The organism is Mesorhizobium montanum (genome assembly GCF_033977145.1).
GTDB classification, from domain to species: Bacteria; Pseudomonadota; Alphaproteobacteria; order Rhizobiales; family Rhizobiaceae; genus Mesorhizobium; species Mesorhizobium montanum.
On record NZ_JAVIJF010000006.1, the window covers coordinates 41,482 to 63,577 of the forward strand.

Genomic DNA, 22,096 nt, shown 5'->3' on the forward strand with positions numbered 1-22,096 from the left:
CGGCGATACGCTCGTTTCCGCAACTGAGCGTCTTGGCAGGAGGAAGCCATGTCTGTCGCCCGCGTCACCGAAATCACGTCATCGTCCAAGAAGAGCTTTCAGGACGCCATCGAGAAGGGCATCGCGCGCGCCGCGAAAACCTTGAAGAATGTCGAAGGCGCCTGGATCCAGGACCAGAAGATCGTCGTCGAGAACGGCAAGATCGCGGCTTATCGGGTCAACATGAAGGTCACCTTCATCCTCACCGACGGCTAAGCAAAGTAGTCGGGAACCTTCATCCGCTCCTCTCATTGTCAATGCAGGCATTCAACCGAGAGGAGCACCACCATGACCACCCCATCCGGGCACACCGCAGCCATTGCCGCCTCACGCGTCATCGGAACGTCGGTCTACAACACCGAGGGCAACAGCATCGGCAGTATCGAGGACGTCATGCTCGACAAGATGTCGAACGGCATCATGTTCGCCGTGATCGGTTTCGGCGGTTTCCTCGGCATGGGCGAGAAGTACCACGCGGTTCCGTGGGCGACCCTCGACTATGACGAGGACAGGGGCGGCTACGTTGTGCCCTTCACCAAGGACCAGCTCAAGGCGGCACCGGCATACTCGATCAAGGAACTGACCGGCGCCGATGGTGAAGCTGCCCGCGATGCTTCATTCCAGTACTACCATGTGAAGCCTTATTGGCATTGACCGCCTGATCGGCACTCTGAAGCGAAAGGCCCCCGGGCCAAGCCGGGGGCCTTGGGCGTTTTGAACTACTCCGCCGCGTTGGTAGTAGAGAGCTCCGTTGAGCTCTGCTGGGGTTTCTGATCGTCACATGACGTCAGGAACGCCGCCGCGATCAGGAACAAACTCACGATACCGCTCAACTGGGACATGGCGAAACTCCTCCTGTTTCGCCCCGCGCGAACGCGACCATAGATGAGAAGGCCGCACAACGCGCATGACTTATGATGACAGAAATTTGCGCTTCGTGAATCGTGCTCGCGGCAATAATTGCGGCCCCGCCGATTGCCTTTTGCCGCGCTTTGGCTAAGAGGAGCGCGACGCTTCAATCGATCAATCGGGGACATCGCAATGACCGCCATCGTCGACATAGTCGGGCGTGAAATCCTGGACAGCCGTGGCAATCCGACCGTCGAGGTCGACGTGGTGCTGGAGGACGGCTCGATGGGCCGCGCCGCGGTGCCGTCTGGCGCATCGACCGGCGCGCATGAGGCGGTCGAGCTTCGTGACGGCGGGCCGCGCTATCTCGGCAAGGGTGTCCAGCGCGCGGTCGAGGCCGTGAACGGCGAGTTGTTCGAGGCGATCGGCGGCATGGAAGCCGAGAACCAGATCCATATCGACCAGACGATGATCGAGCTGGACGGAACGCCGAACAAAAGCCGCCTCGGCGCCAATGCCATCCTCGGCGTGTCGCTGGCTGTGGCCAAGGCCGCGGCGGAAGCCGCCGGCCTGCCGCTCTATCGCTATGTCGGCGGCACCAAGGCGCATATCCTGCCGGTGCCGATGATGAACATCATCAATGGCGGTGCGCATGCCGACAACCCGATCGACTTCCAGGAATTCATGATCCTGCCGATCGGCGCGCCGACGCTGCGCGATGGCGTGCGCTGGGGATCGGAGATTTTCCACACGCTGCGCAAGAAGCTCAAGGATGCCGGCCACAACACCAATGTCGGCGACGAGGGCGGCTTCGCCCCCAACCTGAAGAGCGCCCCGTCGGCCCTCGATTTCATCATGGAATCGATCGAGAAAGCCGGCTTCAAGCCGGGCGAGGAGGTCGCGCTCGGCCTGGACTGCGCCGCGACGGAATTCTTTAAGGACGGCAATTACGTCTATGAGGGCGAGAAGAAGACGCGCGACCCGAAGGCGCAGGCCAAGTATCTCGCCAAGCTCGCCTCCGACTATCCGATCGTCACCATCGAGGACGGGCTTGCAGAGGATGACTGGGAAGGTTGGAAGATCCTGACCGATCTGATCGGCAAGAAGACGCAGCTTGTCGGCGACGACCTTTTCGTCACCAACACGGCGCGGCTGCGCGAAGGCATCCGCATGGGCGTCGCCAATTCGATCCTGGTCAAGGTCAACCAGATCGGCTCGCTGACCGAGACGCTGGACGCGGTCGAGACCGCGCACAAGGCCGGCTACACCGCCGTCATGTCGCACCGCTCGGGCGAGACCGAGGATTCGACCATCGCCGATCTCGCCGTCGCCACCAATTGCGGACAGATCAAGACCGGCTCGCTGTCGCGTTCGGACCGCATGGCCAAATACAACCAGCTCATCCGCATCGAGGAAGAGCTCGGCAAGCAGGCGCGCTATGCCGGCAAGTCGGTGGTCAAGGGCTGATCCAGCCTAGTCGAACGGTTCGAAAAGGGCGGGGCATTCCCGCTCTTTTTCGTTTCCGGCTATCCCGGATCAAGCCGCCCGTAACCGTCCATTAAGCACAATCGGGCGAAATACGATTCATGGCCGCTTGCGTTCGCGGCCGCGAGGGTTCGGGTCATGTGGACACGTCAGCACAAGCAGAGAAACACCGGCAGGCTGATCATCCCGTCGCTCTGCGTGTTGTTCCTGGCCTATTTCGGCTTCCATGCCTATCACGGCGAATTCGGTATCTACTCCAAGTACCGGCTTGAAGCCCGCAAGGTCGAATTGCACGCACAGCTCGACGCCGTCAAGGCGCGCCGCATCGACTTCGAGCGCCGCGTTCAGCTGATGCACGAAGGCACCCTGGAGAAGGACATGCTTGACGAGCAGGCCCGAAAGGCGCTCAATCTGTCCCAGCCTGACGAAATCACCATCATGTTGCCCGCCCCGACGAAATAACTGTATTTCGGTTAATCGTTGTTATTCGCAACGATTCTAATCGCTTAGATGCATGCCAGCCATGCATTTTTCAGCATGGCGCAATGCACCCTTGCGTGTTAGCTTCGCGCAAATCGGTGGGGAGACGATCGATCTCCCTGAATGTCCGCAAAGAGACGCCAACAGGGAGTGACGCATGGCCACCGCCGCCAAAAAAGCGCCCGCCAGATCCAGATCCGACAAACAGCAGAATCTTTCAGCGCCGAAGCCGGCCGAATTCACCAAGGAAGAAGAGCTTTCCGCCTACCGGCATATGCTCTTGATCCGCCGCTTCGAGGAGAAGGCCGGCCAGCTCTACGGCATGGGCTTCATCGGCGGCTTCTGCCACCTCTATATCGGCCAGGAGGCCGTCGTCACCGGCATGAAGATGGCGCTGGTCGAAGGCGACCAGATGATCACCGCCTATCGCGACCACGGACACATGTTGGCGATGGAACTGTCGCCGCGCGGCGTCATGGCCGAGCTCACCGGCCGCCGCGGCGGCCTGTCGAAGGGCAAGGGCGGCTCCATGCACATGTTCTCCAAGGAGAAGCATTTCTATGGCGGCCACGGCATCGTCGGCGCGCAGGTGTCGCTGGGCACCGGCCTCGCCTTTGCCAACCGCTACCGCGAGAACAAGAACGTGTCGCTGACCTATTTCGGTGACGGCGCGGCCAACCAGGGCCAGGTCTATGAAAGCTTCAACATGGCCTCGCTGTGGAAGCTGCCGGTGATCTACATCATCGAGAACAACCGCTACGCCATGGGCACGTCCGTGTCGCGCTCGTCGGCCGAGACCGATTTCTCGCATCGCGGCGCTTCCTTCAAGATCCCCGGCATCCAGGTCGACGGCATGGACGTTCGCGCCGTGAAGTCGGCGGCCGATCTCGCCACCGAATGGTGCCGGTCGGGCAACGGCCCGCTGATCCTCGAAATGCAGACCTACCGCTATCGCGGCCATTCGATGTCCGACCCGGCCAAGTACCGCTCCAAGGAGGAAGTGCAAAAGATGCGCTCCGAGCATGACCCGATCGAACAGGTCAAGGCGCGCCTGACGGCCAAGAAGTGGGCGAGCGAGGACGAGCTCAAGAACATCGACAAGGAGGTTCGCGACGTCGTCGCCGACGCCGCCGAATTCGCCCAGCACGACGCCGAGCCGGATCCGTCCGAGCTCTGGACCGATATCGTACACTAAGGGGAGGGCAAGGACATGCCGATCGAAATTCTCATGCCCGCGCTTTCCCCGACCATGGAAGAGGGCAATCTTTCCAAATGGCTGAAGAACGAAGGCGACAAGATCGTTGCCGGTGACGTCATCGCCGAGATCGAGACCGACAAAGCGACGATGGAAGTCGAAGCGGTCGACGAAGGCACGCTCGGCAAGATCGTGGTTCCCGCCGGCACCGAAGGCGTCAAGGTCAACGCCGTGATCGCGGTGCTGCTGCAGGACGGCGAAAGTGCCGCCGATGTCGACAAGGCGGCTGCGCCGGCGAAAGCCGAGGCTTCGGCTCCCGCTGAAGAAGCGACCCCCGCCAAGCCGCAGGCAGCACCTGTCGCCGCCGCGCCGAAAACGGAAATCGCCGCCGATCCGGATATTCCGGCCGGCACCGAGATGGTCTCGACCACCGTGCGCGAGGCGCTCCGCGACGCCATGGCGGAAGAGATGCGCCGCGACGGCGACGTCTTCGTCATGGGCGAGGAAGTCGCCGAGTACCAGGGCGCCTACAAGATCACGCAAGGCCTGCTGCAGGAATTTGGACCGCGCCGCGTGGTCGACACGCCGATCACCGAGCACGGCTTTGCCGGCGTCGGCGTCGGTGCCGCCATGGCCGGACTGAAGCCGATCGTCGAGTTCATGACCTTCAACTTCGCCATGCAGGCGATCGACCAGATCATCAACTCGGCCGCCAAGACGCTCTATATGTCCGGCGGCCAGATGGGCGCGCCGATCGTGTTCCGCGGCCCGAACGGTGCCGCCGCCCGCGTCGCGGCGCAGCATTCGCAGTGCTACGCCGCCTGGTACAGCCATATCCCCGGTCTGAAGGTGGTGATGCCTTATACGGCGGGCGACGCCAAGGGCCTGCTCAAGGCCGCGATCCGCGATCCGAACCCGGTCATCTTCCTCGAGAACGAAATCCTCTACGGCCACTCCTTCGACGTGCCGAAGCTCGACGATTTCGTGTTGCCGATCGGCAAGGCGCGCATCCACAAGCAGGGCAAGGACGTTACCATCGTCTCCTTCGGCATCGGCATGACCTATGCGGTCAAGGCCGAGGCCGAACTGCGCGGCATGGGCATCGATGCCGAGATCATTGATCTCAGAACCATCCGCCCGCTCGACTTCGACACCATCATTGCCTCGGTCAAGAAGACCAACCGGCTTGTGGTGGTCGAGGAAGGCTTTCCGCAGAGTTCGGTCGGCGACCATATCGCCAACCAGGTCTCGCAGCGCGCCTTCGACTTCCTCGATGCGCCGGTGATCACCATTGCTGGCAAGGACGTGCCGATGCCTTATGCGGCGAACCTCGAGAAGCTGGCTTTGCCCAATGTCGCGGAAGTGATCGAGGCGGTGAAAGCCGTGACGTACCGGGGCTGACGAGATGGCGCGAACTCGAAGTTCCCGCGGCGGTAGTCGAGAATAGCGAATTCGATGAACTACTCCGCGTCTGGCTTGGTTCGGACGCGGTTGTCACGATGCAAGACCTCTTTGGACCAAACGCTCACAATTGGGGCATGGTGCTCGCTGATGTCGCCATGCACATTGCCAAGATGAGATTGGAACAGGATGGCATCTCTGAAATCGAGACGCTTCGCGCATTGGAAGATGGCTACCGAGGCAGAATGTCGGAGCAGTTCAATATCCAGCACCGTTCGCTGACCGGGCGGAACTGAGGAGGAAAAATGCCGATTAACATTACCATGCCGGCGCTGTCGCCCACGATGGAAGAGGGCAATCTTTCCAAGTGGCTCGTCAAGGAAGGCGATAAGGTTGCGCCGGGCGACGTGATTGCCGAGATCGAGACCGACAAGGCGACGATGGAAGTCGAAGCCGTCGATGAAGGCACGGTCGCCAAGCTGGTCGTTCCGGCCGGCACCGAAGGCGTCAAGGTCAACGCGTTGATCGCCATCCTGGCCGGTGAAGGCGAGGATGCCGGCGCTGCGGCGAAAAGCGGCGGCGACGCAGCGCCCAAGGCTGAAGCGCCGAAAGCGGCAGCCGCTGCAGCGCCCGCACCGGTGAAGGCCGAGGCCGCTCCCGCCGCCAACGGCCACGCAACCGGCGATCGCGTTTTCGCTTCGCCGCTCGCCCGTCGTATCGCCAAGGATGCCGGCGTCGATGTAACGGCGCTGAGCGGTTCCGGTCCGCATGGCCGCGTGGTGAAAGTCGACGTCGAGGCGGCGATTGCTTCGGGCGGCGCCAAGGCTGCACCGGCTGCGAAGGCGCCTGCCGGCGCTCCGGCTGCAGCACCCAAGCCGATGTCGGACGATCAGGTGTTGAAACTGTTCGCCGAAGGCTCCTACGAGCTCGTGCCGCACGACAATATGCGCAAGACCATCGCGCGTCGCCTGGTCGAGGCCAAGTCCACCATCCCGCATTTCTATCTGACGCTCGACTGCGAGCTCGATGCGCTGCTGGCGCTGCGCACGCAGCTCAATGCGGCAGCCCCAATGAAGAAGACGGAGAAGGGCGAGGCGCCGGTCTACAAGCTCTCGGTCAACGACATGGTGATTAAGGCAATGGCAATGGCGCTGATGGCGGTTCCGGATGCGAACGCGTCCTGGACCGACAGCGCCATGGTCAAGCACAAGCACGCCGATGTCGGCGTTGCCGTGTCGATCCCTGGCGGCCTGATCACACCGATCATCCGCCATGCCGACGAAAAAACGCTGTCTGTCATCTCCAACGAGATGAAGGACCTGGCGGGCCGCGCCCGCAGCCGCAAGCTGAAGCCGGAAGAATATCAGGGCGGCACGACGGCGGTGTCCAACCTCGGCATGTTCGGCGTCAAGGACTTCGCCGCCGTTATCAACCCGCCGCATGCGACGATCCTTGCGGTCGGCGCGGGCGAAGAGCGCGCGGTGGTGAAGAACGGGGAGATCAAGATCGCCAACGTCATGTCGGTGACGCTCTCGACCGATCACCGCGCGGTCGACGGCGCGCTCGGCGCCGAACTGCTCGGCGCCTTCAAGCGCATGATCGAAAACCCGATGGGCATGCTGGTCTAGGAAGGAAAAGGGCGGTGCGGATAGTCTTCACCAGCCTTTTCGCCTTCGTCCTTTCTGGATTCGCCGGCGGCTTGGTTGCACAGCAACTGGCCGTCATCACCGGCGCGACCGATGAATATATCCTTGTATTTATGTTGGTGGTGCTGACGACAGTTATCGTCACAATCCTCTTCTTCGTAGCGCAGTTGATGACAGAGCCGCTTACTGCCGTTAGCAAAGTCGGCAAATGGACACTGATCGCGTTCACTGTGCTCCTTGTGGCGCTGGTCGCGGTGATCGCCTTCTGGGAAGAAAGCCCGGCAGCAGCGAAGGAAGATATGCCGATAGTCGCCGGCGTTGGCTTGCCGAGTTTGGCGACCATCATCGTGCAATGGCTGTTCGTGCGCTGGCGGCTCAAGCGCTCGTCGGCGGGGTTCGGCAGGGGTGGGGCAAGGGCGTGAAGACAATTCTCTGCTACGGCGATTCCCTGACATGGGGCTATGACGCGGCGAGCCTTGGCCGGCATGCGCTGGAAGACCGCTGGTCGAGCGTGCTCAAGGCAGCGCTGGACGACGATGATATCGAAGTCATTGCCGAGGGCCTGAATGGCCGCACCACCGCCTTCGACGACCATCTGGCAGGCGCGGACCGCAACGGTGCAAGACTGCTGCCGACGATCCTGACCAGCCATGCGCCGCTCGACCTGATCATCTTCATGCTCGGCGCTAACGACATGAAGCCGTGGATCCACGGCAATCCGGTCGCCGCCAAGCAGGGCATGCAGCGCCTGATCGATATCGTGCGCGGCCATGACTATCCGTTCGACTGGCCGGCGCCCCAGATCCTTATCGTCTCGCCGCCCGTGGTAACGCGCACCGACAACGCCGAATTCAAGGAAATGTTCGCCGGCGGCGACGACGCCTCGAAGCGGCTGGCGCCGCAATATTCCCTGCTTGCCGACGAGGCTGGCTGCGGCTTCTTCGACGCAGGCACCGTTGCAACCACCACCCCGCTCGACGGCGTCCACCTCGATGCCGAGAACACGCGGCGGATCGGCCAGGCTCTGGCGCCGCTCGTTCGTGTGATGCTCTCATTCTAACCCTCAGAAAGATCAGGGAGAAAACCCGTGGCTGAATCCTACGACGTCATCATCATCGGCTCAGGCCCCGGCGGCTATGTCGCGGCGGTGCGTTCCGCCCAGCTCGGCTTCAAGACGGCGATCGTCGAGCGCGAGCATCTGGGCGGGATTTGCCTCAACTGGGGCTGCATCCCCACCAAGGCGCTGCTGCGCTCGGCCGAGATCATGCATTACTCGGATCACCTCAAGGACTACGGCCTCAAGCTCGAGGGCGGCAAGGTCAGCCCCGACACGGCCGCCGTGGTCGACCGTTCGCGAAAAGTGTCGCTGCGGCTGAACACCGGCGTCGGCTTTCTGATGAAGAAGAACAAGGTCGACGTCATCTGGGGCGAGGCAAAGCTTTCGAAGGCTCCTTCTGGTGAAAAATTGGGTGAAGTTGTCGTTTCGAAGACCGCGAAGAAGGCGATGGAGCCGCAGCCGCCGGTACCGAAAGGCGTCAAGGGCGAGGGCACCTACACCGCCAAGCACATCATCCTGGCGACCGGCGCTAGGCCGCGCGCGCTGCCCGGCATCGAGCCGGACGGCAAGCTGATCTGGACCTATTTCGAGGCGATGGTGCCGAAGGAAATGCCAAAGTCGCTGCTGGTGATGGGCTCGGGCGCCATCGGCATCGAGTTCGCCTCCTTCTACCGCTCCATGGGGGCGGACGTGACGGTGGTCGAGCTGCTGCCGGCCGTGATGCCCGTCGAAGACGCGGAGGTCTCGAAATTCGCGCAGAAGCAGTTCGAGAAGCAGGGCATGAAGATCATCCTCGAAGCCAAGGTGACCAAGGTCGAAAAAGGCGCCAATTCGGTCACCGCGCATGTCGAGATGAAAGACGGCAAGGTCGAGAAGATCACCGCCGACCGCATGATCTCGGCCGTCGGCGTGCAGGGCAACATCGAGAATCTCGGCCTGGAAGCGCTTGGCGTGAAGACGGACCGCGGCTGCGTGGTCGTCGACGGCTACGGCAAGACCAATGTGGCGGGCGTCTACGCCATCGGCGACGTCGCCGGGCCGCCGATGCTCGCCCACAAGGCGGAGCATGAAGGCGTCGTCTGCGTCGAGAAAATAGCCAACTTCCCGGGCGTGCACGCCATCGACAAGCTGAAGGTCCCCGGCTGCACCTATTGCAGCCCGCAGGTCGCCTCCGTCGGCCTGACGGAAGCCAAGGCCAAGGCCGAAGGCAAGGATATCCGCGTCGGTCGCTTCCCCTTCGGCGCCAATGGCAAGGCCATCGCGCTCGGCGAGGACCAGGGCTTCGTCAAGACTATCTTCGACAAGAAGACCGGGCAGTTGCTCGGCGCGCATATGGTGGGCGCCGAGGTGACCGAGCTCATCCAGGGTTTTGTCGTGGCGATGAACCTGGAGACGACCGAGGAAGAGCTGATGCACACGATGTTCCCGCACCCGACGCTGTCGGAGATGATGAAGGAGAGCGTGCTCGACGCCTATGGCCGCGTTTTGAACGCATGATAGATTGGTTGCGCGAGACTCACACGCGGCAGCCGGAGAAACCTGACGGCAAGGAAGTTCGTATCCGGATGCATTTTCACCTGATCGAGGAGGAATTGGCACATGCATTTGAATGGCGTCGGCTGGATCGCAGCCATCATCGTCGGAGGCCTGGCGGGCTGGCTCGCCGAGATGGTCATGAAGAGCAACACCGGCATCTTCATGAACATCATCATGGGTATCGTCGGCGCGGTGGTGCTGAACGCGATCCTGCAGGCTCTCAACATCCAGTCTTTCGGCGTCGGCTGGGTGGCCTATCTGATAACCGGCTTCATCGGCGCCTGCCTGCTGATCTTCGTGGGGCGGCTTGTTCGCCGCTAGACGAATGCCGCTATGCGAAAATGGCCGGGACGGCATGCGCTGCCCCGGCCTTTTTCTTTGCCTCGAAAAGTCCTAGATGACGAAAGACAGGCGGCCGCCGAAATCGCGGCCGCGAAGGGTTTGACATGGTCACAGTCGTAGACACGATCGCCAACCGGCCGCGCCCGCGGCACCCCGAGAAGGCGCACAGGCCCGACCAGGAAGTGCTGCGCAAGCCCGACTGGATACGCGTCAAGGCGCCGGTTTCCAAGGGCTATGCCGAAACGCGCGAGATCGTGAAATCGCACAAGCTGGTGACGGTCTGCGAAGAGGCCGGCTGCCCCAACATCGGCGAATGCTGGGACAAGAAGCACGCCACTTTCATGATCATGGGCGAGATCTGCACCCGCGCCTGCGCCTTCTGCAATGTCGCGACCGGCATCCCGACCGCGCTAGATCTGGATGAGCCGGCGCGCGTGGCACACGCCGTCAAGCAGATGGGGCTGAGCCACGTCGTCATCACCTCCGTCGACCGCGACGACCTCGCCGACGGCGGCGCGCAGCATTTCGCCGATGTCATCCGCGCTATCCGCGCGGCAACGCCCTCGACCACCATCGAGATCCTGACGCCCGACTTCCTGCGCAAGGATGGCGCACTCGAAATCGTGGTTGCGGCCAAGCCCGACGTCTTCAACCACAATCTCGAAACCGTGCCGTCGAATTATCTGACGGTGCGTCCCGGCGCCCGCTATTTCCACTCGATCCGGCTTTTGCAGCGGGTCAAGGAGCTCGACCCGTCGATCTTCACCAAATCCGGCATCATGGTCGGCCTTGGCGAGGAGCGGAACGAGGTGCTGCAGCTGATGGACGATTTGCGTTCGGCCAATGTCGACTTCATGACCATCGGCCAGTACCTGCAGCCGTCGAAGAAGCACCATCCGGTGATCCGCTTCATCCCGCCCGACGAGTTCAAGTCCTACGAGACGATCGGCAGGACCAAGGGCTTCCTGCTGGTGGCGTCGAGCCCGCTGACGCGCTCCTCGCACCATGCCGGCGAGGATTTCGCCAAGCTGAGCGCGGCACGCGAAGCGCAGCTCAAGAAGGCCAGCTGACCTTCAATGCCGAAATTCGAGGCGACACGCCGCGTCGCGCATACGCCGGAAGAGATGTTCGCGCTGGTGGCGGACATCGAGACCTACCCGCAATTCCTGCCGCTCTGTGAATCGCTCGCCATACGCTCGCGCAAGGAGCGCGACGGCCGCACCATCCTGGTCGCCGACATGAGCATCGGCTACAAGGCGATCCGCGAGACCTTTACCACACAGGTGCTGCTCAATCCGGCCGAGCATGCCATCGACGTCAAATACATCGACGGCCCGTTCAAATATCTCAGCAATATCTGGCGCTTCGACCCCGCCGAGCGCGGCTGCGAGGTGCATTTCTTCATCGACTATGAGTTCAAGAGCCGCATCCTGGGCGCGGTCATGGGCACGATGTTCGACCGTGCCTTCCGCATGTTCTCGGAAGCCTTCGAGAAGCGGGCAGACGTGATCTACGGTTCAATCCTCTAAAAAGAACGCTGGCGACCACGCCCTTGCCGCGTCACAGCGATTCAGCACGTACTCTAGATTATTTTAAGATATAGCACTGCACCGAAATATTCGTTGCTTTTCAATAGTCATTTGTTAAAGATAATCCCGGGCTTAGGGGGATTTTATGACGGAACAGTCCGGGGAAAAGTCGACGCTGCCAGAGGCGTCGGGGAACATTTCGAATCCAGCTTCCAACGCTCCGCCACATCCTTTGGACGGGTCTTGGCATCTAAATATCGAGGGAAAAAATTACGGTCCATATACGGGGCACGAACTTCTAGGATTCGCGAAAGAGGGGCGTATAACCGGTAACACACAGATAGTTCCCGTTGGCGGGACAACTTGGAGTGCAGCTAAAGACGATCCTATTCTCCGGGGATTTTTTGAAGTCGCTAAAGTTGCAGCGCCGCCTGCGAGGGGCAACTCAGACAGTCGCGTCAGCGCATCCGAAGGCGCCACAATCGTCCAAGTGACAAATAATCTTGGACCTCAACCGGGCTATGGCGTGGCAGGCGTCCTTCTCGACGGAGCGGCAGCCAACAAATCCGCGGGTCTCGCTCTTGTTCTGTCTCTCCTCATTTGCGGCCTTGGGCAATTTTACAATGGGCAGATAGGCAAAGGTATCCTTATGTTTGTCCTGATGATTGCCCTCTGGTTCGTGCTCCTGGGGTGGATCATTTGGATTTGGTCGGCGGTCGACGCCTACAAGACTGCAAAGGCAATGAACCTCCGCTACCATATGCTTCTTGCCGGAGCGGCACCGATCTCGGCTAGAGGTTGATGTGGCGGCTGATCATCAAGATATAACGTCCCTCCACAGGCCTGTGCCCATCCTGTTCAGGTGAAACTCTCAATGGAGTTGGTACGTGTCCCAGCTGTGGCGCTGTCCTGTCGTTGGAGTGGGCAATTTTGGACGCTAAGCAGGCAGGGCTAAAAAGGCTCGCTCCGATCCTGACGAGAGCCGATCCGGTTTCGATATCGGCATGGATGCTGAGCGTCATTCCATTTCTTGTGGTGCCACCCGCGCTGGCAATCTTGCTGGTCGTTTTTGCTGGCAAGCCCGATCAGGAACAGCGGCGACGGCTTTATGCGGTTGCCGCAATCAACATTTGCCTTAGCCTCTACCTGTGGTCATGGGTCGGCGACCACTTCATAGCAATACGCGAATCGATAGCTGATTGGCTTTGGTCGGTTGGGTCCCCGAACACCAGTCCGGGTGCCATCCGCATCTAACGTCTGCTATGCAGGTCCAAGCGCGCGCAATCCGAGTTGCAGCGCGTGCCGCACCGTCTCGTGCCGGATGAATTCGCGGCCCTTGTGGCCGAACAGCTGATGCTCGGCGACAATCGGCCGGCCAGCCAGCGCTATTCCGAACCAGACGAGGCCGACGGGCTTTTCCGCCGAGCCGCCGCCAGGACCGGCAATGCCGGTGACGGCAAGCGAAAGGCTTGCCTGCGAATGCGCCAGCGCGCCTGCCGCCATCTCCAGCACCGTCTCGCGCGAAACCGCGCCATGCGCGTCGAGCGTGGCGGCTGAGACGCCGAGCATCTCCATCTTGGCTTCGTTGGAATAGGTGATGAAGCCGCGATCGACCACGGCGGAAGAGCCGGCGATATCGGTCAGCGCGGCGATGATCAGGCCGCCGGTGCAGCTTTCGGCCGTGGCCAGCATGATGCCGCGCTGTTGGCATGCCTGGAGCAGTGCGTTTGCGAGTTCAGCGTTGCTCATGCCGGCACCTCGCCCGGATAGACGACGCTGGCCGTGGCGATCGCGGCGATGCCTTCGCCGCGTCCGACAAAGCCGAGCTTCTCGTTGGTCGTCGCTTTGATCGAAATGCGCCCGGGCGCAATGCCAAGCATGGCCGAAAGCGCTTCCGTCATCGCCGCGCGATGCGGCCCGACGCGCGGCGCCTCGCAGATCAGCGTGATGTCGGCATTGGCGATGCGGCCGCCGCGCTCGCGCACCAGCTTTGCCGCATGCTCGACGAAGATCTTCGAGGCGGCACCTTTCCATTGCGGGTCCGTGGGCGGGAAGTGCGTGCCGATATCGCCGGCGCCGCAGGTGGCGAGCAGCGCGTCGGTCAGCGCGTGCAGTCCGACATCGGCGTCGGAATGGCCGGAGAGTTTTCGCTCGTGGGGAATGGCCACGCCGCACAGCGTGACATGGTCGCCCGGCTCGAACGCATGCACATCATAGCCGTTGCCGGTCCGGATATCGGGGAAGCGCTGCTGGGAGCTCAAGAGCCGCTGGTCGGCCAATGTAATATCCCTCGCCCAGGTGAGTTTGACGTTGTCCGGCGATCCGGGAACGATCTTGACCGGTATCTGTGCCCACTCGGCGATCGCCGCGTCGTCGGTGAACTCCGTCTTGCCCAGATGATGCGCCTTCTCATGCGCGGCGAGCAGCGGCCAGAATGGAAAACCCTGCGGCGTCTGCGCAGCATGAAGGCCGGCCCTCGATACCGTCTCATCGATCATGCCGATGGCCGATTCCCGCTTCAGCGTGTCGGCAACGGGAAGCGCCGGCAGCGCGCCCTGGCGCTCGCCGATGGCCTCGATGGTTCGGTCGATCAGACCGGCGTCGACGAACGGGCGCACGGCGTCATGCACCAGCACTTTTTCGGGTGCCTTGTCCCTCAGTGCCAGGAGGCCGAGCCGGACGGACGCCTGGCGCGAAGGGCCGCCGATAACGGCGACAAGACGATCGCCATGCGCTTCGGCCGCGCGTTGGAAGAGCCCGGCATCGTCGGCGTGGATCGCCACGACCACGGGACCGATCATCGGATGGGAGAGAAAGATATCCAGCGTATGCGCGATGACGGCGCGGCCGCCGATGCGCTGATATTGCTTCGGACCGTCGGCCTGTCCGGCGCGCGCGCCACGGCCGGCGGCGACGATCACCACCCCGATCCCGCCACCCTTCGGGCCGGACGATTGCTTTTCGCTTGCCTCGCTCATTCCGATCGGTCCTAGTCGGGGTGATGGCCGAAGGCCAGCATTTTCCAAAATGCGCCTTAATGTGACGTCATTGCGCGTTGCACAATGCCATACTTCTGGCTAGATAATGTGCAACGATAGAATATGCTTGGTTTTTGTGCATGGCTGAACTGACCACATTGGCATCGCCACTCGATGTCGGCGGCGTGAGAATCCGCAACCGCGTTTTCCTCGCGCCGATGTCGGGCATCACGGACGAGCCGTTCCGGCAACGCGCCCACGCGCATGGCGCGGGGCTGGTCGTGTCGGAAATGGTGGCGAGCGGCGAACTGGCCAAGGGCAGGGCAGGCTGCGACCTGCGCATTCGTCATTCCGGCCTGCCTGTGCACATGGTGCAGCTTGCCGGCCGCGAGGCCGTTCATATGGGCGAAGGCGCGCGTATAGCGGCGGGCGAGGGCGCCGATATCATCGACATCAACATGGGCTGCCCGGCGAAGAAGGTGACCGGCGGCTATGCCGGCTCGGCGCTGATGCGCGATCTCGACCATGCGCTGTCGCTGATCGAAGCGGTGGTCGGTGCCGTTTCGGTGCCGGTGACGGTCAAGATGCGGCTTGGCTGGGACGAAAGCGCCCTCAACGCGCCGATGCTGGCGCGCCGCGCCGAACGGGCGGGTGTCCAGATGGTGACCGTGCATGGCCGCACGCGCTGTCAGTTTTATCAGGGCAAGGCCGACTGGCGGGCGATCGCGCGCGTCAAGGAAGCGGTCTCGATCCCGGTGGTGGCCAATGGCGATGTCGCCTCGCCCGAGGAAGCGGCAACGATCCTCGAACAGTCCGGCGCCGACGCGGTGATGATCGGCCGCGCGCATTACGGCGCGCCGTGGGTTGCGGGCGGCATTGCAACGACCGCGGCCGGCGCATGCGCGCAAGGCATTCCGCAGGCGCCGGAAGCGCTCGCCGATTATGTCGCCTCGCACTACCAGGACATGCTCTCGCTCTACGGTATTGAAAGCGGCCTGCGCCAGGCGCGCAAGCACCTCGGCTGGTATCTCGACCGTCATGCTCCCGGAGTTCGCGCCGAGCAGCGCAAGCGCATCCTCACATCGTTCGAACCGGCCGAGGTCGTCGTCGAATTGCGCCGAGCATTCTCTGAGGGTGCTTCAACCCCTGATCTGCGGAGCGCGGCATGAAGGCCGACGTTCCACAGCAGGTGGCGGACGCCGCCAACATCGTACTCAACACCATCCGCCGCCCGGTGATCATGGTCGACCCCGACGGCTTTATCATCTTCGCCAATGCGGATGCGGAGGACTTCTTCCGCTCGAGCGCGACCATGCTCGCCCGCAACACGCTCTCCAAGCTGGTGCCGTTCGGCAGCCCGCTGCTGACGCTGGTCGACCAGGTGCGCGAGCGCGGGGCGCCGGTCAACGAATACCGCGTCGACGTGTCGTCGCCGCGCCTCGGCATCGAGAAGATGGTCGATCTCTATGTCGCGCCGGTGCCGGAGTTTCCGGGCTCCGTCGTCGTCATGTTCCAGGAACGGTCGATGGCCGACAAGATCGACCGCCAGATGACGCATCGCGGTGCCGCGCGCTCGGTCACCGGCCTGGCCGCCATGCTGGCGCATGAGATCAAGAACCCGCTCTCGGGCATCCGCGGCGCCGCCCAATTGCTCGAGCTTTCCGCTTCCGACGAAGACCGCGCGCTGACCCGCCTGATCACCGACGAGACCGACCGCATCGTCTCGCTGGTCGACCGCATGGAGGTGTTTTCCGACGAACGGCCGATCGAGCGCTATCCGGTCAACATCCATGTCGTGCTCGATCATGTGAAGGCGATCGCCAAGAACGGTTTTGCCAGGCGGATCAAGATCTTGGAGGAATATGATCCATCATTGCCTCCAGTCTTCGCCAACCGCGACCAACTGATCCAGGTCTTCCTCAACCTGGTGAAGAACGCGGCCGAGGCGATCGGCGCAGACCCGCAAGGCGAGATCATGCTCTCGACGGCCTTCCGTCCGGGCATCCGCGTCTCGGTGCCTGGAACGCAGGACCGTGTTTCGCTGCCGCTGGAATTCTGCGTGCACGACAACGGTCCCGGCGTATCCGAGGACATCCTGCCGATCCTGTTCGACCCGTTCATCACCACCAAGCCGAACGGCTCCGGCCTTGGCCTGGCGCTGGTCGCCAAGATCGTCGGCGAGCATGGCGGCATCATCGAATGCGATTCGACGCCGCGCGGGACGACTTTTCGCATCCTGCTTCCGGCTTGGAAGGAGATCGCGCCAGGCCCCGGCGACGAAGCTGAAGGAGACCGCACATGACCGCTCGCGGCAGTATTCTGGTCGCCGACGACGATGCGGCCATCCGCACCGTGCTCAACCAGGCGCTGTCGCGCGTCGGCCATGAGGTGCGTGTCACCTCCAACGCCTCGACGCTGTGGCGCTGGGTGGCGGCGGGCGAGGGCGATCTCGTCATCACCGATGTGGTGATGCCCGACGAAAACGCCTTCGACATGCTGCCGCGCATCAAGAAGGCGCGGCCCGAGCTGCCGGTCATCGTCATGAGCGCCCAGAACACATTCATGACCGCTATCCGCGCCTCCGAGACCGGTGCTTACGAATATCTGCCGAAGCCTTTCGATCTGACGGAACTGCTCAGCATCGTCAGCCGGGCGCTGGCCGAGCCGAAGCGGCCGAAGCTCGATGCCCGCGCCGAGGATCAGCCGGAGACGATGCCGCTTGTCGGCCGCTCGGCCGCCATGCAGGACATCTACCGCATGCTGGCGCGCATGATGCAGACCGATCTCACGGTCATGATCAGCGGCGAGTCCGGCACCGGCAAGGAGCTGGTGGCGCGTGCGCTGCACGAATATGGCCGCCGCCGCGGCGGCCCGTTCGTGGCCATCAACATGGCGGCGATCCCGCGAGATCTCATCGAATCGGAACTGTTCGGCCACGAGAAGGGCGCCTTCACCGGTGCCCAGAACCGCTCCAGCGGCCGTTTCGAGCAGGCGGAGGGCGGCACGCTGTTCCTCGACGAGATCGGCGACATGCCGATGGAAGCCCAGACACGGCTGCTGCGCGTGCTGCAGCAAGGCGAATACACCACGGTCGGCGGCCGTACGCCGATCAAGACCGACGTGCGCATCGTCGCGGCCACCAACAAGGACCTGCGCACGCTGATCAACCAGGGCCTGTTTCGCGAAGACCTGTTCTATCGCCTCAATGTCGTCCCTCTGAGGCTGCCGGCGCTACGCGAGCGTTCCGAGGACATTCCGGATCTGGTGCGGCACTTCTTCAAGCAGGGCGCCAGCGAGGGCCTGCAGACCAAGCGCATATCGGCCGGCGGCATCGAGCTTATGAAGCGCTATCCCTGGCCGGGCAATGTGCGCGAGCTCGAAAACCTGGTGCGCCGGCTGGCCGCCCTCTACTCGCAGGACGAGATTTCGTCCGAGATCATCGAATCAGAGCTGAAGACCGGCGAGAGGCCGGTCGTACCGGACGGCGGCGCGCTCATCCCCGACGATCTGTCGATCGGCCAGGCGGTCGAGCATTTTCTGCAGCGCTATTTCGCCTCCTTCGCCGGCGATTTGCCGCCGGCCGGGCTCTACCAGCGCATTCTTGCCGAGGTCGAGTATCCTCTGGTGCTGGCTTCGATGACGGCGACGCGCGGCAACCAGATCAAGGCGGCCGAGCTTTTGGGGCTCAACCGCAATACGCTGCGCAAGAAGATCCGCGAGCTTGGCGTCAACGTCTACAAATCGACCAGGCAGCCGTAACGTCACCTAATCTTTTCGGCGAATTAGGCGGGGAAAGATTTTCGTTCCGGCCACACTTGTTGCATAATCGCCACAATGCGTTGCATACATCCGACGCAATGATCGACTCTGTACCACGACATGGCAGATGAGGCTCCGACCCTGAACCAACCGCTTTTCAGCCAGACCGGCACGCGTGACGGCCGACGGTTGCTGGCATTGCCCGGCGTGGTGGCTATTGTTGGCGCCGTGATCACGGCGGCGATCTCGTTTGCGATCCTGGTCGGCGCCACGCCGATCGCGCCGACCGCTGGCACGACCTGGGCCCTGATCGCGGCCAATGCCGTCTTCGTTCTGTTCCTGATCGCGTTGATCGCTCGCGAGGTGCGTCGCATCGTCCTGGCGCGGCGCCACGGCAGGGCTGCCTCGCGGCTGCATGTGCGCATCGTCGCGATGTTCGCGCTGGTTGCAGCCATTCCGGCCATCATGGTGGCGATCATCGCCTCGATCACGCTCGACATCGGCCTCGACCGCTGGTTCGAAATCCGCACCAAGACGATCGTCAACTCGTCGCTGTCGATTGCCGACGCCTATGTGCAGGAGAACGCGCGCAACCTGCAGGGCACGACCTTGTCGATGGCCTACGATCTCGACGCCTCGCGCACGCTATACGGTCTCGACCGTAGCGGTTTCCTCGATCTGTTGAACAAGGAAGCCATTGGCCGCGGACTGGCCCACGCCGCCCTGATCAAGCCTGACGGCTCGTTCGTCATGAAAGCCAAGACCGACGCCGACTTCGCCATGCCCGAGCCGCCGGCTGGCGCCGTCGATACCGCGGCGGCCGGCAAGCCGGTGCTGATCGAGCCGCGCACCCGCAACATCATGGGCGCCATCATCAAGCTGCGCGAGATCGAAGGGCTCTATCTCTACACCATCCGGCTGGTCGATCCTGATGTCATCAAGGCGCGCCAGATCGTCAAATCGAACACCGATGAGTATCGCAACCTCGAGGACAATCGCCGCACGTCGCAAGTGGCCTTCGCGCTGCCTTATCTGTCGCTGACGCTGATCATCATCCTGTCGGCGATATGGACCGGCATTGCGGTCGCCGATCGGATTGTGCGGCCGATCCGGCAATTGATCGGCGCGGCCGACGAGGTGGCAACCGGCAACCTCGATGTCGCCGTTGCCGTGCGCCAGTCCGATGGCGATGTCGCCTCGCTGGGCGAGACCTTCAACAACATGATCCTGGAGCTTAAATCGCAACGCAACGAGCTGCTCTCCGCCAAGGATCTGATCGACGAGCGCCGGCGTTTCTCCGAAGCGGTGCTGGCCGGCGTCACCGCCGGCGTCATCGGTGTCGACCCCTACGGCATCATCACCATCGTCAATCGCTCGGCCGAAACCATGCTGGCGATTTCGGCGAATGCGACGCTCGGGCAGAACCTTTCGGCGGTCCTGCCGCTTGTCGGCCGCGTCTTCGAGATCGGGCGGCAGTCTGGCAAGCCGGTCTATCGCGAGCAGGTGACTTTCTTCCGCACCGGCCTGGAGCGCACTTTCAATGTCCAGGTTACTGTCGAGGCCGGCGACGACGGCGAGGAAGAGAAATCCTATGTGGTCACTGTCGACGACATCACCGATCTCGTCCAGGCGCAGCGCTCGTCGGCCTGGGCGGATGTGGCGCGGCGAATCGCGCATGAGATCAAGAACCCGCTGACGCCGATCCAGCTCTCGGCCGAGCGCATCAGGCGCCGCTACGGCAAGGTCATCACCGAGGACCGCGAGGTTTTCGATCAATGCACCGACACCATCATCCGCCAGGTCGAGGACATCGGCCGCATGGTCGACGAATTCTCGGCCTTTGCGCGTATGCCGAAGCCGGAAATGAAGGCGATCGATCTGCGCGAATCGCTGCGCGAGGCGTCCTTCCTGGTCGAGGTCAGTCGTTCCGACATCACCTTCCAGCGCGACTTCGGCAGCGAGCCGTTGAAGGGCACTTTCGACAGTCGCCTTATGGCGCAGGCCTTCGGCAACGTCATCAAGAACGCCGCCGAGGCCATCGACGGTCTTGATACGCAAGACCGTTCGGACGGCGCGATCCGCATTCAGGCTGGTCGCCAAGATGGCGCCATACGAATCGACGTTATCGACAGCGGCAAGGGGCTGCCGCGCGAGAATCGCCAAAGGCTTCTCGAGCCCTATATGACGACGCGCGAGAAGGGCACCGGGCTTGGCCTCGCTATCGTCAAGAAGATCGTGGAAGACCATGGCGGCCGTCTCGAATTGCACGACGCGCCAGCGGATTTCCATGGTGGCCGGGGCGCGATGATCTCGATCATCCTGCCCCCGGCAACGGTCGTAGCCGCGCCGCCACGCGGTGAAGGTCGAAGCGAACACGAAAAAGAAACTGAAAAGGTCGGTAATGGCGTCTGACATTCTCATCGTCGATGACGAGGAAGACATCCGCGAACTTGTCGCTGGCATACTGAGCGATGAGGGTAATGAAACCCGCACGGCGCATGATGCCGACAGCGCGCTTATGGCAATTGCCGATCGCGCGCCTCGGCTGATTTTTCTCGACATCTGGCTGCAGGGCTCGCGCCTCGACGGCCTGGCGCTGCTCGACGAAATCAAGATTATGCATCCGAACATGCCGGTGGTGATGATCTCCGGTCACGGCAACATCGAAACGGCGGTGTCGGCCATCCGGCGCGGCGCGTACGACTTCATCGAGAAGCCATTCAAGGCCGATCGCCTCATCCTGATCGCCGAGCGCGCGCTGGAGACATCCAAGTTGCGGCGCGAAGTCTCCGATCTCAAGCAGCGCAGCGGCGAGACCTTCGACCTGATCGGCATGTCGTCGGCGATGAGCCAGTTGCGGCAGACCATCGAGCGCGTCGCGCCGACCAACAGCCGCGTCATGATCGTCGGTCCATCCGGCTCCGGCAAGGAGCTGACGGCGCGCGCCATTCACACGCTTTCGTCGCGCAAAGCCGGTCCGTTCGTCACGCTGAGTGCCGCCACCATCACGCCCGAGCGCATGGAGATCGAGCTGTTCGGCACCGAATCGAACGGCACCGAGCGCAAGGTCGGCGCGCTGGAGGAGGCGCATCGCGGCATCCTCTATATCGACGAAGTCGCCGACATGCCGCGCGAAACGCAGAACAAGATCCTGCGCGTGCTGGTCGAGCAGCAATTCGAGCGGGTAGGCGGCACCAAGCGCGTCAAGGTCGATGTCCGCATCATCTCCTCGACCTCGCAAAATCTCGAAGCAATGATCGCCGACGGCCGCTTCCGCGAGGACCTTTACCACCGCTTGGCAGTGGTTCCTGTCATGGTGCCGGGGCTTGCAGAGCGGCGCGAGGACATTCCCTATCTCGTCGACAATTTCATGAAGCAGATCGCGCGTCAGGCCGGCATCAGGCCGCGCCGCATCGGCGACGACGCGCTGGCGGTGCTGCAGGCCCATAATTGGCCGGGCAACGTTCGCCAGTTGCGCAACAACGTCGAACGGCTGATGATTCTGGCGCGAGGCGAAGAGGCCGATGCGCCGATCACCGCCGACCTTCTGCCGTCCGAGATCGGCGACGTCATGCCGCGCACGCCCAACCAGTCGGACCAGCACATCATGGCGCTGCCGCTGCGCGAGGCACGCGAGCAATTCGAGAAGGACTATCTGATCGCCCAGATCAACCGCTTCGGCGGCAACATCTCGAAGACGGCCGAGTTCATCGGCATGGAACGCTCGGCGCTCCACCGCAAGCTGAAGTCGCTGGGCGTCTAAGCAATTCCAGGAAAAGTGCGAAGCGGCTAGGCTCGGC

Annotated in this window: 23 protein-coding genes; 21 read left to right on the forward strand and 2 right to left on the reverse strand. The window is 62.6% G+C overall.

The annotated features are described in order from the left end of the window. Positions 1-48 precede the first annotated feature (48 nt). The 16 genes from RFM68_RS09565 (at position 49) to RFM68_RS09640 (ending at position 12,813) form a co-directional block, all read left to right on the forward strand. Complete coding sequence (locus RFM68_RS09565; protein ID WP_320232494.1) at positions 49-255, forward strand: dodecin family protein; 207 nt, start codon at positions 49-51, stop codon at positions 253-255. Positions 256-327: 72 nt separating this feature from the next. Further along, positions 328-693, forward strand: a complete 366-nt coding sequence (locus RFM68_RS09570) for a PRC-barrel domain-containing protein (protein ID WP_320232495.1) — start codon at positions 328-330, stop codon at positions 691-693. A 387-nt stretch (positions 694-1,080) separates the two neighbouring features. Continuing rightward, positions 1,081-2,355, forward strand: coding sequence for a phosphopyruvate hydratase (eno, locus tag RFM68_RS09575; protein WP_320232496.1), 1,275 nt, complete (start codon positions 1,081-1,083; stop codon positions 2,353-2,355). Between the two features lie 156 nt (positions 2,356-2,511). Continuing rightward, complete coding sequence (locus RFM68_RS09580) at positions 2,512-2,835, forward strand: FtsB family cell division protein (protein ID WP_320232497.1); 324 nt, start codon at positions 2,512-2,514, stop codon at positions 2,833-2,835. 175 nt (positions 2,836-3,010) lie between these two features. After that, a complete protein-coding gene (gene pdhA, locus RFM68_RS09585) occupies positions 3,011-4,048 on the forward strand; it encodes a pyruvate dehydrogenase (acetyl-transferring) E1 component subunit alpha (RefSeq protein ID WP_320232498.1) in 1,038 nt (345 codons plus the stop codon). Between the two features lie 15 nt (positions 4,049-4,063). After that, positions 4,064-5,449 carry a pyruvate dehydrogenase complex E1 component subunit beta gene (locus RFM68_RS09590; protein ID WP_320232499.1) on the forward strand — a complete coding sequence of 462 codons (1,386 nt, stop codon included), beginning with the start codon at positions 4,064-4,066 and terminating at the stop codon, positions 5,447-5,449. Continuing rightward, on the forward strand, positions 5,446-5,745 hold the full coding sequence (locus RFM68_RS09595; protein ID WP_320232800.1) for a DUF5076 domain-containing protein: 300 nt from the start codon (positions 5,446-5,448) through the stop codon (positions 5,743-5,745). Before RFM68_RS09590 ends, RFM68_RS09595 begins: the two co-directional genes overlap by 4 nt. A 9-nt stretch (positions 5,746-5,754) precedes the next feature. After that, on the forward strand, positions 5,755-7,077 hold the full coding sequence (locus RFM68_RS09600; protein WP_320232500.1) for a pyruvate dehydrogenase complex dihydrolipoamide acetyltransferase: 1,323 nt from the start codon (positions 5,755-5,757) through the stop codon (positions 7,075-7,077). A gap of 14 nt (positions 7,078-7,091) precedes the next feature. Further along, a complete protein-coding gene (locus RFM68_RS09605) occupies positions 7,092-7,517 on the forward strand; it encodes a hypothetical protein (RefSeq protein WP_320232501.1) in 426 nt (141 codons plus the stop codon). Then, positions 7,514-8,155, forward strand: a complete 642-nt coding sequence (locus tag RFM68_RS09610; protein ID WP_320232502.1) for an SGNH/GDSL hydrolase family protein — start codon at positions 7,514-7,516, stop codon at positions 8,153-8,155. The genes RFM68_RS09605 and RFM68_RS09610 overlap by 4 nt, the downstream gene beginning before the upstream one ends. Before the next feature lie 27 nt (positions 8,156-8,182). Beyond that, positions 8,183-9,649 carry a dihydrolipoyl dehydrogenase gene (lpdA, locus tag RFM68_RS09615; RefSeq protein ID WP_320232503.1) on the forward strand — a complete coding sequence of 489 codons (1,467 nt, stop codon included), beginning with the start codon at positions 8,183-8,185 and terminating at the stop codon, positions 9,647-9,649. Between the two features lie 102 nt (positions 9,650-9,751). Beyond that, on the forward strand, positions 9,752-10,009 hold the full coding sequence (locus RFM68_RS09620; RefSeq protein WP_027170010.1) for a GlsB/YeaQ/YmgE family stress response membrane protein: 258 nt from the start codon (positions 9,752-9,754) through the stop codon (positions 10,007-10,009). Positions 10,010-10,134: 125 nt separating this feature from the next. Beyond that, complete coding sequence (gene lipA / locus RFM68_RS09625) at positions 10,135-11,100, forward strand: lipoyl synthase (RefSeq protein ID WP_320232504.1); 966 nt, start codon at positions 10,135-10,137, stop codon at positions 11,098-11,100. 6 nt (positions 11,101-11,106) lie between these two features. Then, positions 11,107-11,559 (forward strand): type II toxin-antitoxin system RatA family toxin, encoded by a 453-nt coding sequence (locus tag RFM68_RS09630; protein WP_320232505.1) that lies wholly within the window; start codon positions 11,107-11,109, stop codon positions 11,557-11,559. A 145-nt stretch (positions 11,560-11,704) separates the two neighbouring features. Next, the gene (locus RFM68_RS09635) at positions 11,705-12,361 is read left to right on the forward strand and encodes a GYF domain-containing protein (RefSeq protein WP_320232506.1); all 657 of its coding nucleotides are present in this window, start codon (positions 11,705-11,707) and stop codon (positions 12,359-12,361) included. A gap of 128 nt (positions 12,362-12,489) precedes the next feature. Then, positions 12,490-12,813, forward strand: coding sequence for a hypothetical protein (locus RFM68_RS09640; RefSeq protein WP_320232507.1), 324 nt, complete (start codon positions 12,490-12,492; stop codon positions 12,811-12,813). A 6-nt stretch (positions 12,814-12,819) separates the two neighbouring features. Here the strand turns inward: RFM68_RS09640 and RFM68_RS09645 are convergent, their stop codons facing one another. Then, the gene (locus tag RFM68_RS09645; RefSeq protein ID WP_320232508.1) at positions 12,820-13,308 is read right to left on the reverse strand and encodes a CinA family protein; all 489 of its coding nucleotides are present in this window, start codon (positions 13,306-13,308) and stop codon (positions 12,820-12,822) included. Continuing rightward, positions 13,305-14,537: a bifunctional 2-C-methyl-D-erythritol 4-phosphate cytidylyltransferase/2-C-methyl-D-erythritol 2,4-cyclodiphosphate synthase gene (locus RFM68_RS09650; protein WP_320232509.1), complete on the reverse strand. Its 1,233-nt coding sequence runs from the start codon at positions 14,535-14,537 to the stop codon at positions 13,305-13,307. The genes RFM68_RS09645 and RFM68_RS09650 overlap by 4 nt, the downstream gene beginning before the upstream one ends. Before the next feature lie 140 nt (positions 14,538-14,677). Between RFM68_RS09650 and dusB the strand changes: the two genes are divergently transcribed. From dusB to ntrX, 5 genes are all read left to right on the forward strand, one after another. Beyond that, positions 14,678-15,706, forward strand: a complete 1,029-nt coding sequence (dusB, locus tag RFM68_RS09655; RefSeq protein ID WP_320232510.1) for a tRNA dihydrouridine synthase DusB — start codon at positions 14,678-14,680, stop codon at positions 15,704-15,706. Next, entirely contained in the window at positions 15,703-16,839 is a 1,137-nt protein-coding gene (locus tag RFM68_RS09660; protein WP_320232511.1) for a two-component system sensor histidine kinase NtrB, read from the forward strand. Before dusB ends, RFM68_RS09660 begins: the two co-directional genes overlap by 4 nt. Next, the gene (gene ntrC / locus RFM68_RS09665; protein WP_320232512.1) at positions 16,836-18,296 is read left to right on the forward strand and encodes a nitrogen regulation protein NR(I); all 1,461 of its coding nucleotides are present in this window, start codon (positions 16,836-16,838) and stop codon (positions 18,294-18,296) included. The genes RFM68_RS09660 and ntrC overlap by 4 nt, the downstream gene beginning before the upstream one ends. 120 nt (positions 18,297-18,416) lie before the next feature. Then, entirely contained in the window at positions 18,417-20,708 is a 2,292-nt protein-coding gene (locus tag RFM68_RS09670) for a sensor histidine kinase NtrY-like (RefSeq protein ID WP_320232513.1), read from the forward strand. Continuing rightward, on the forward strand, positions 20,698-22,059 hold the full coding sequence (ntrX, locus tag RFM68_RS09675) for a nitrogen assimilation response regulator NtrX (RefSeq protein WP_320232514.1): 1,362 nt from the start codon (positions 20,698-20,700) through the stop codon (positions 22,057-22,059). Before RFM68_RS09670 ends, ntrX begins: the two co-directional genes overlap by 11 nt. Positions 22,060-22,096: the final 37 nt, after the last annotated feature.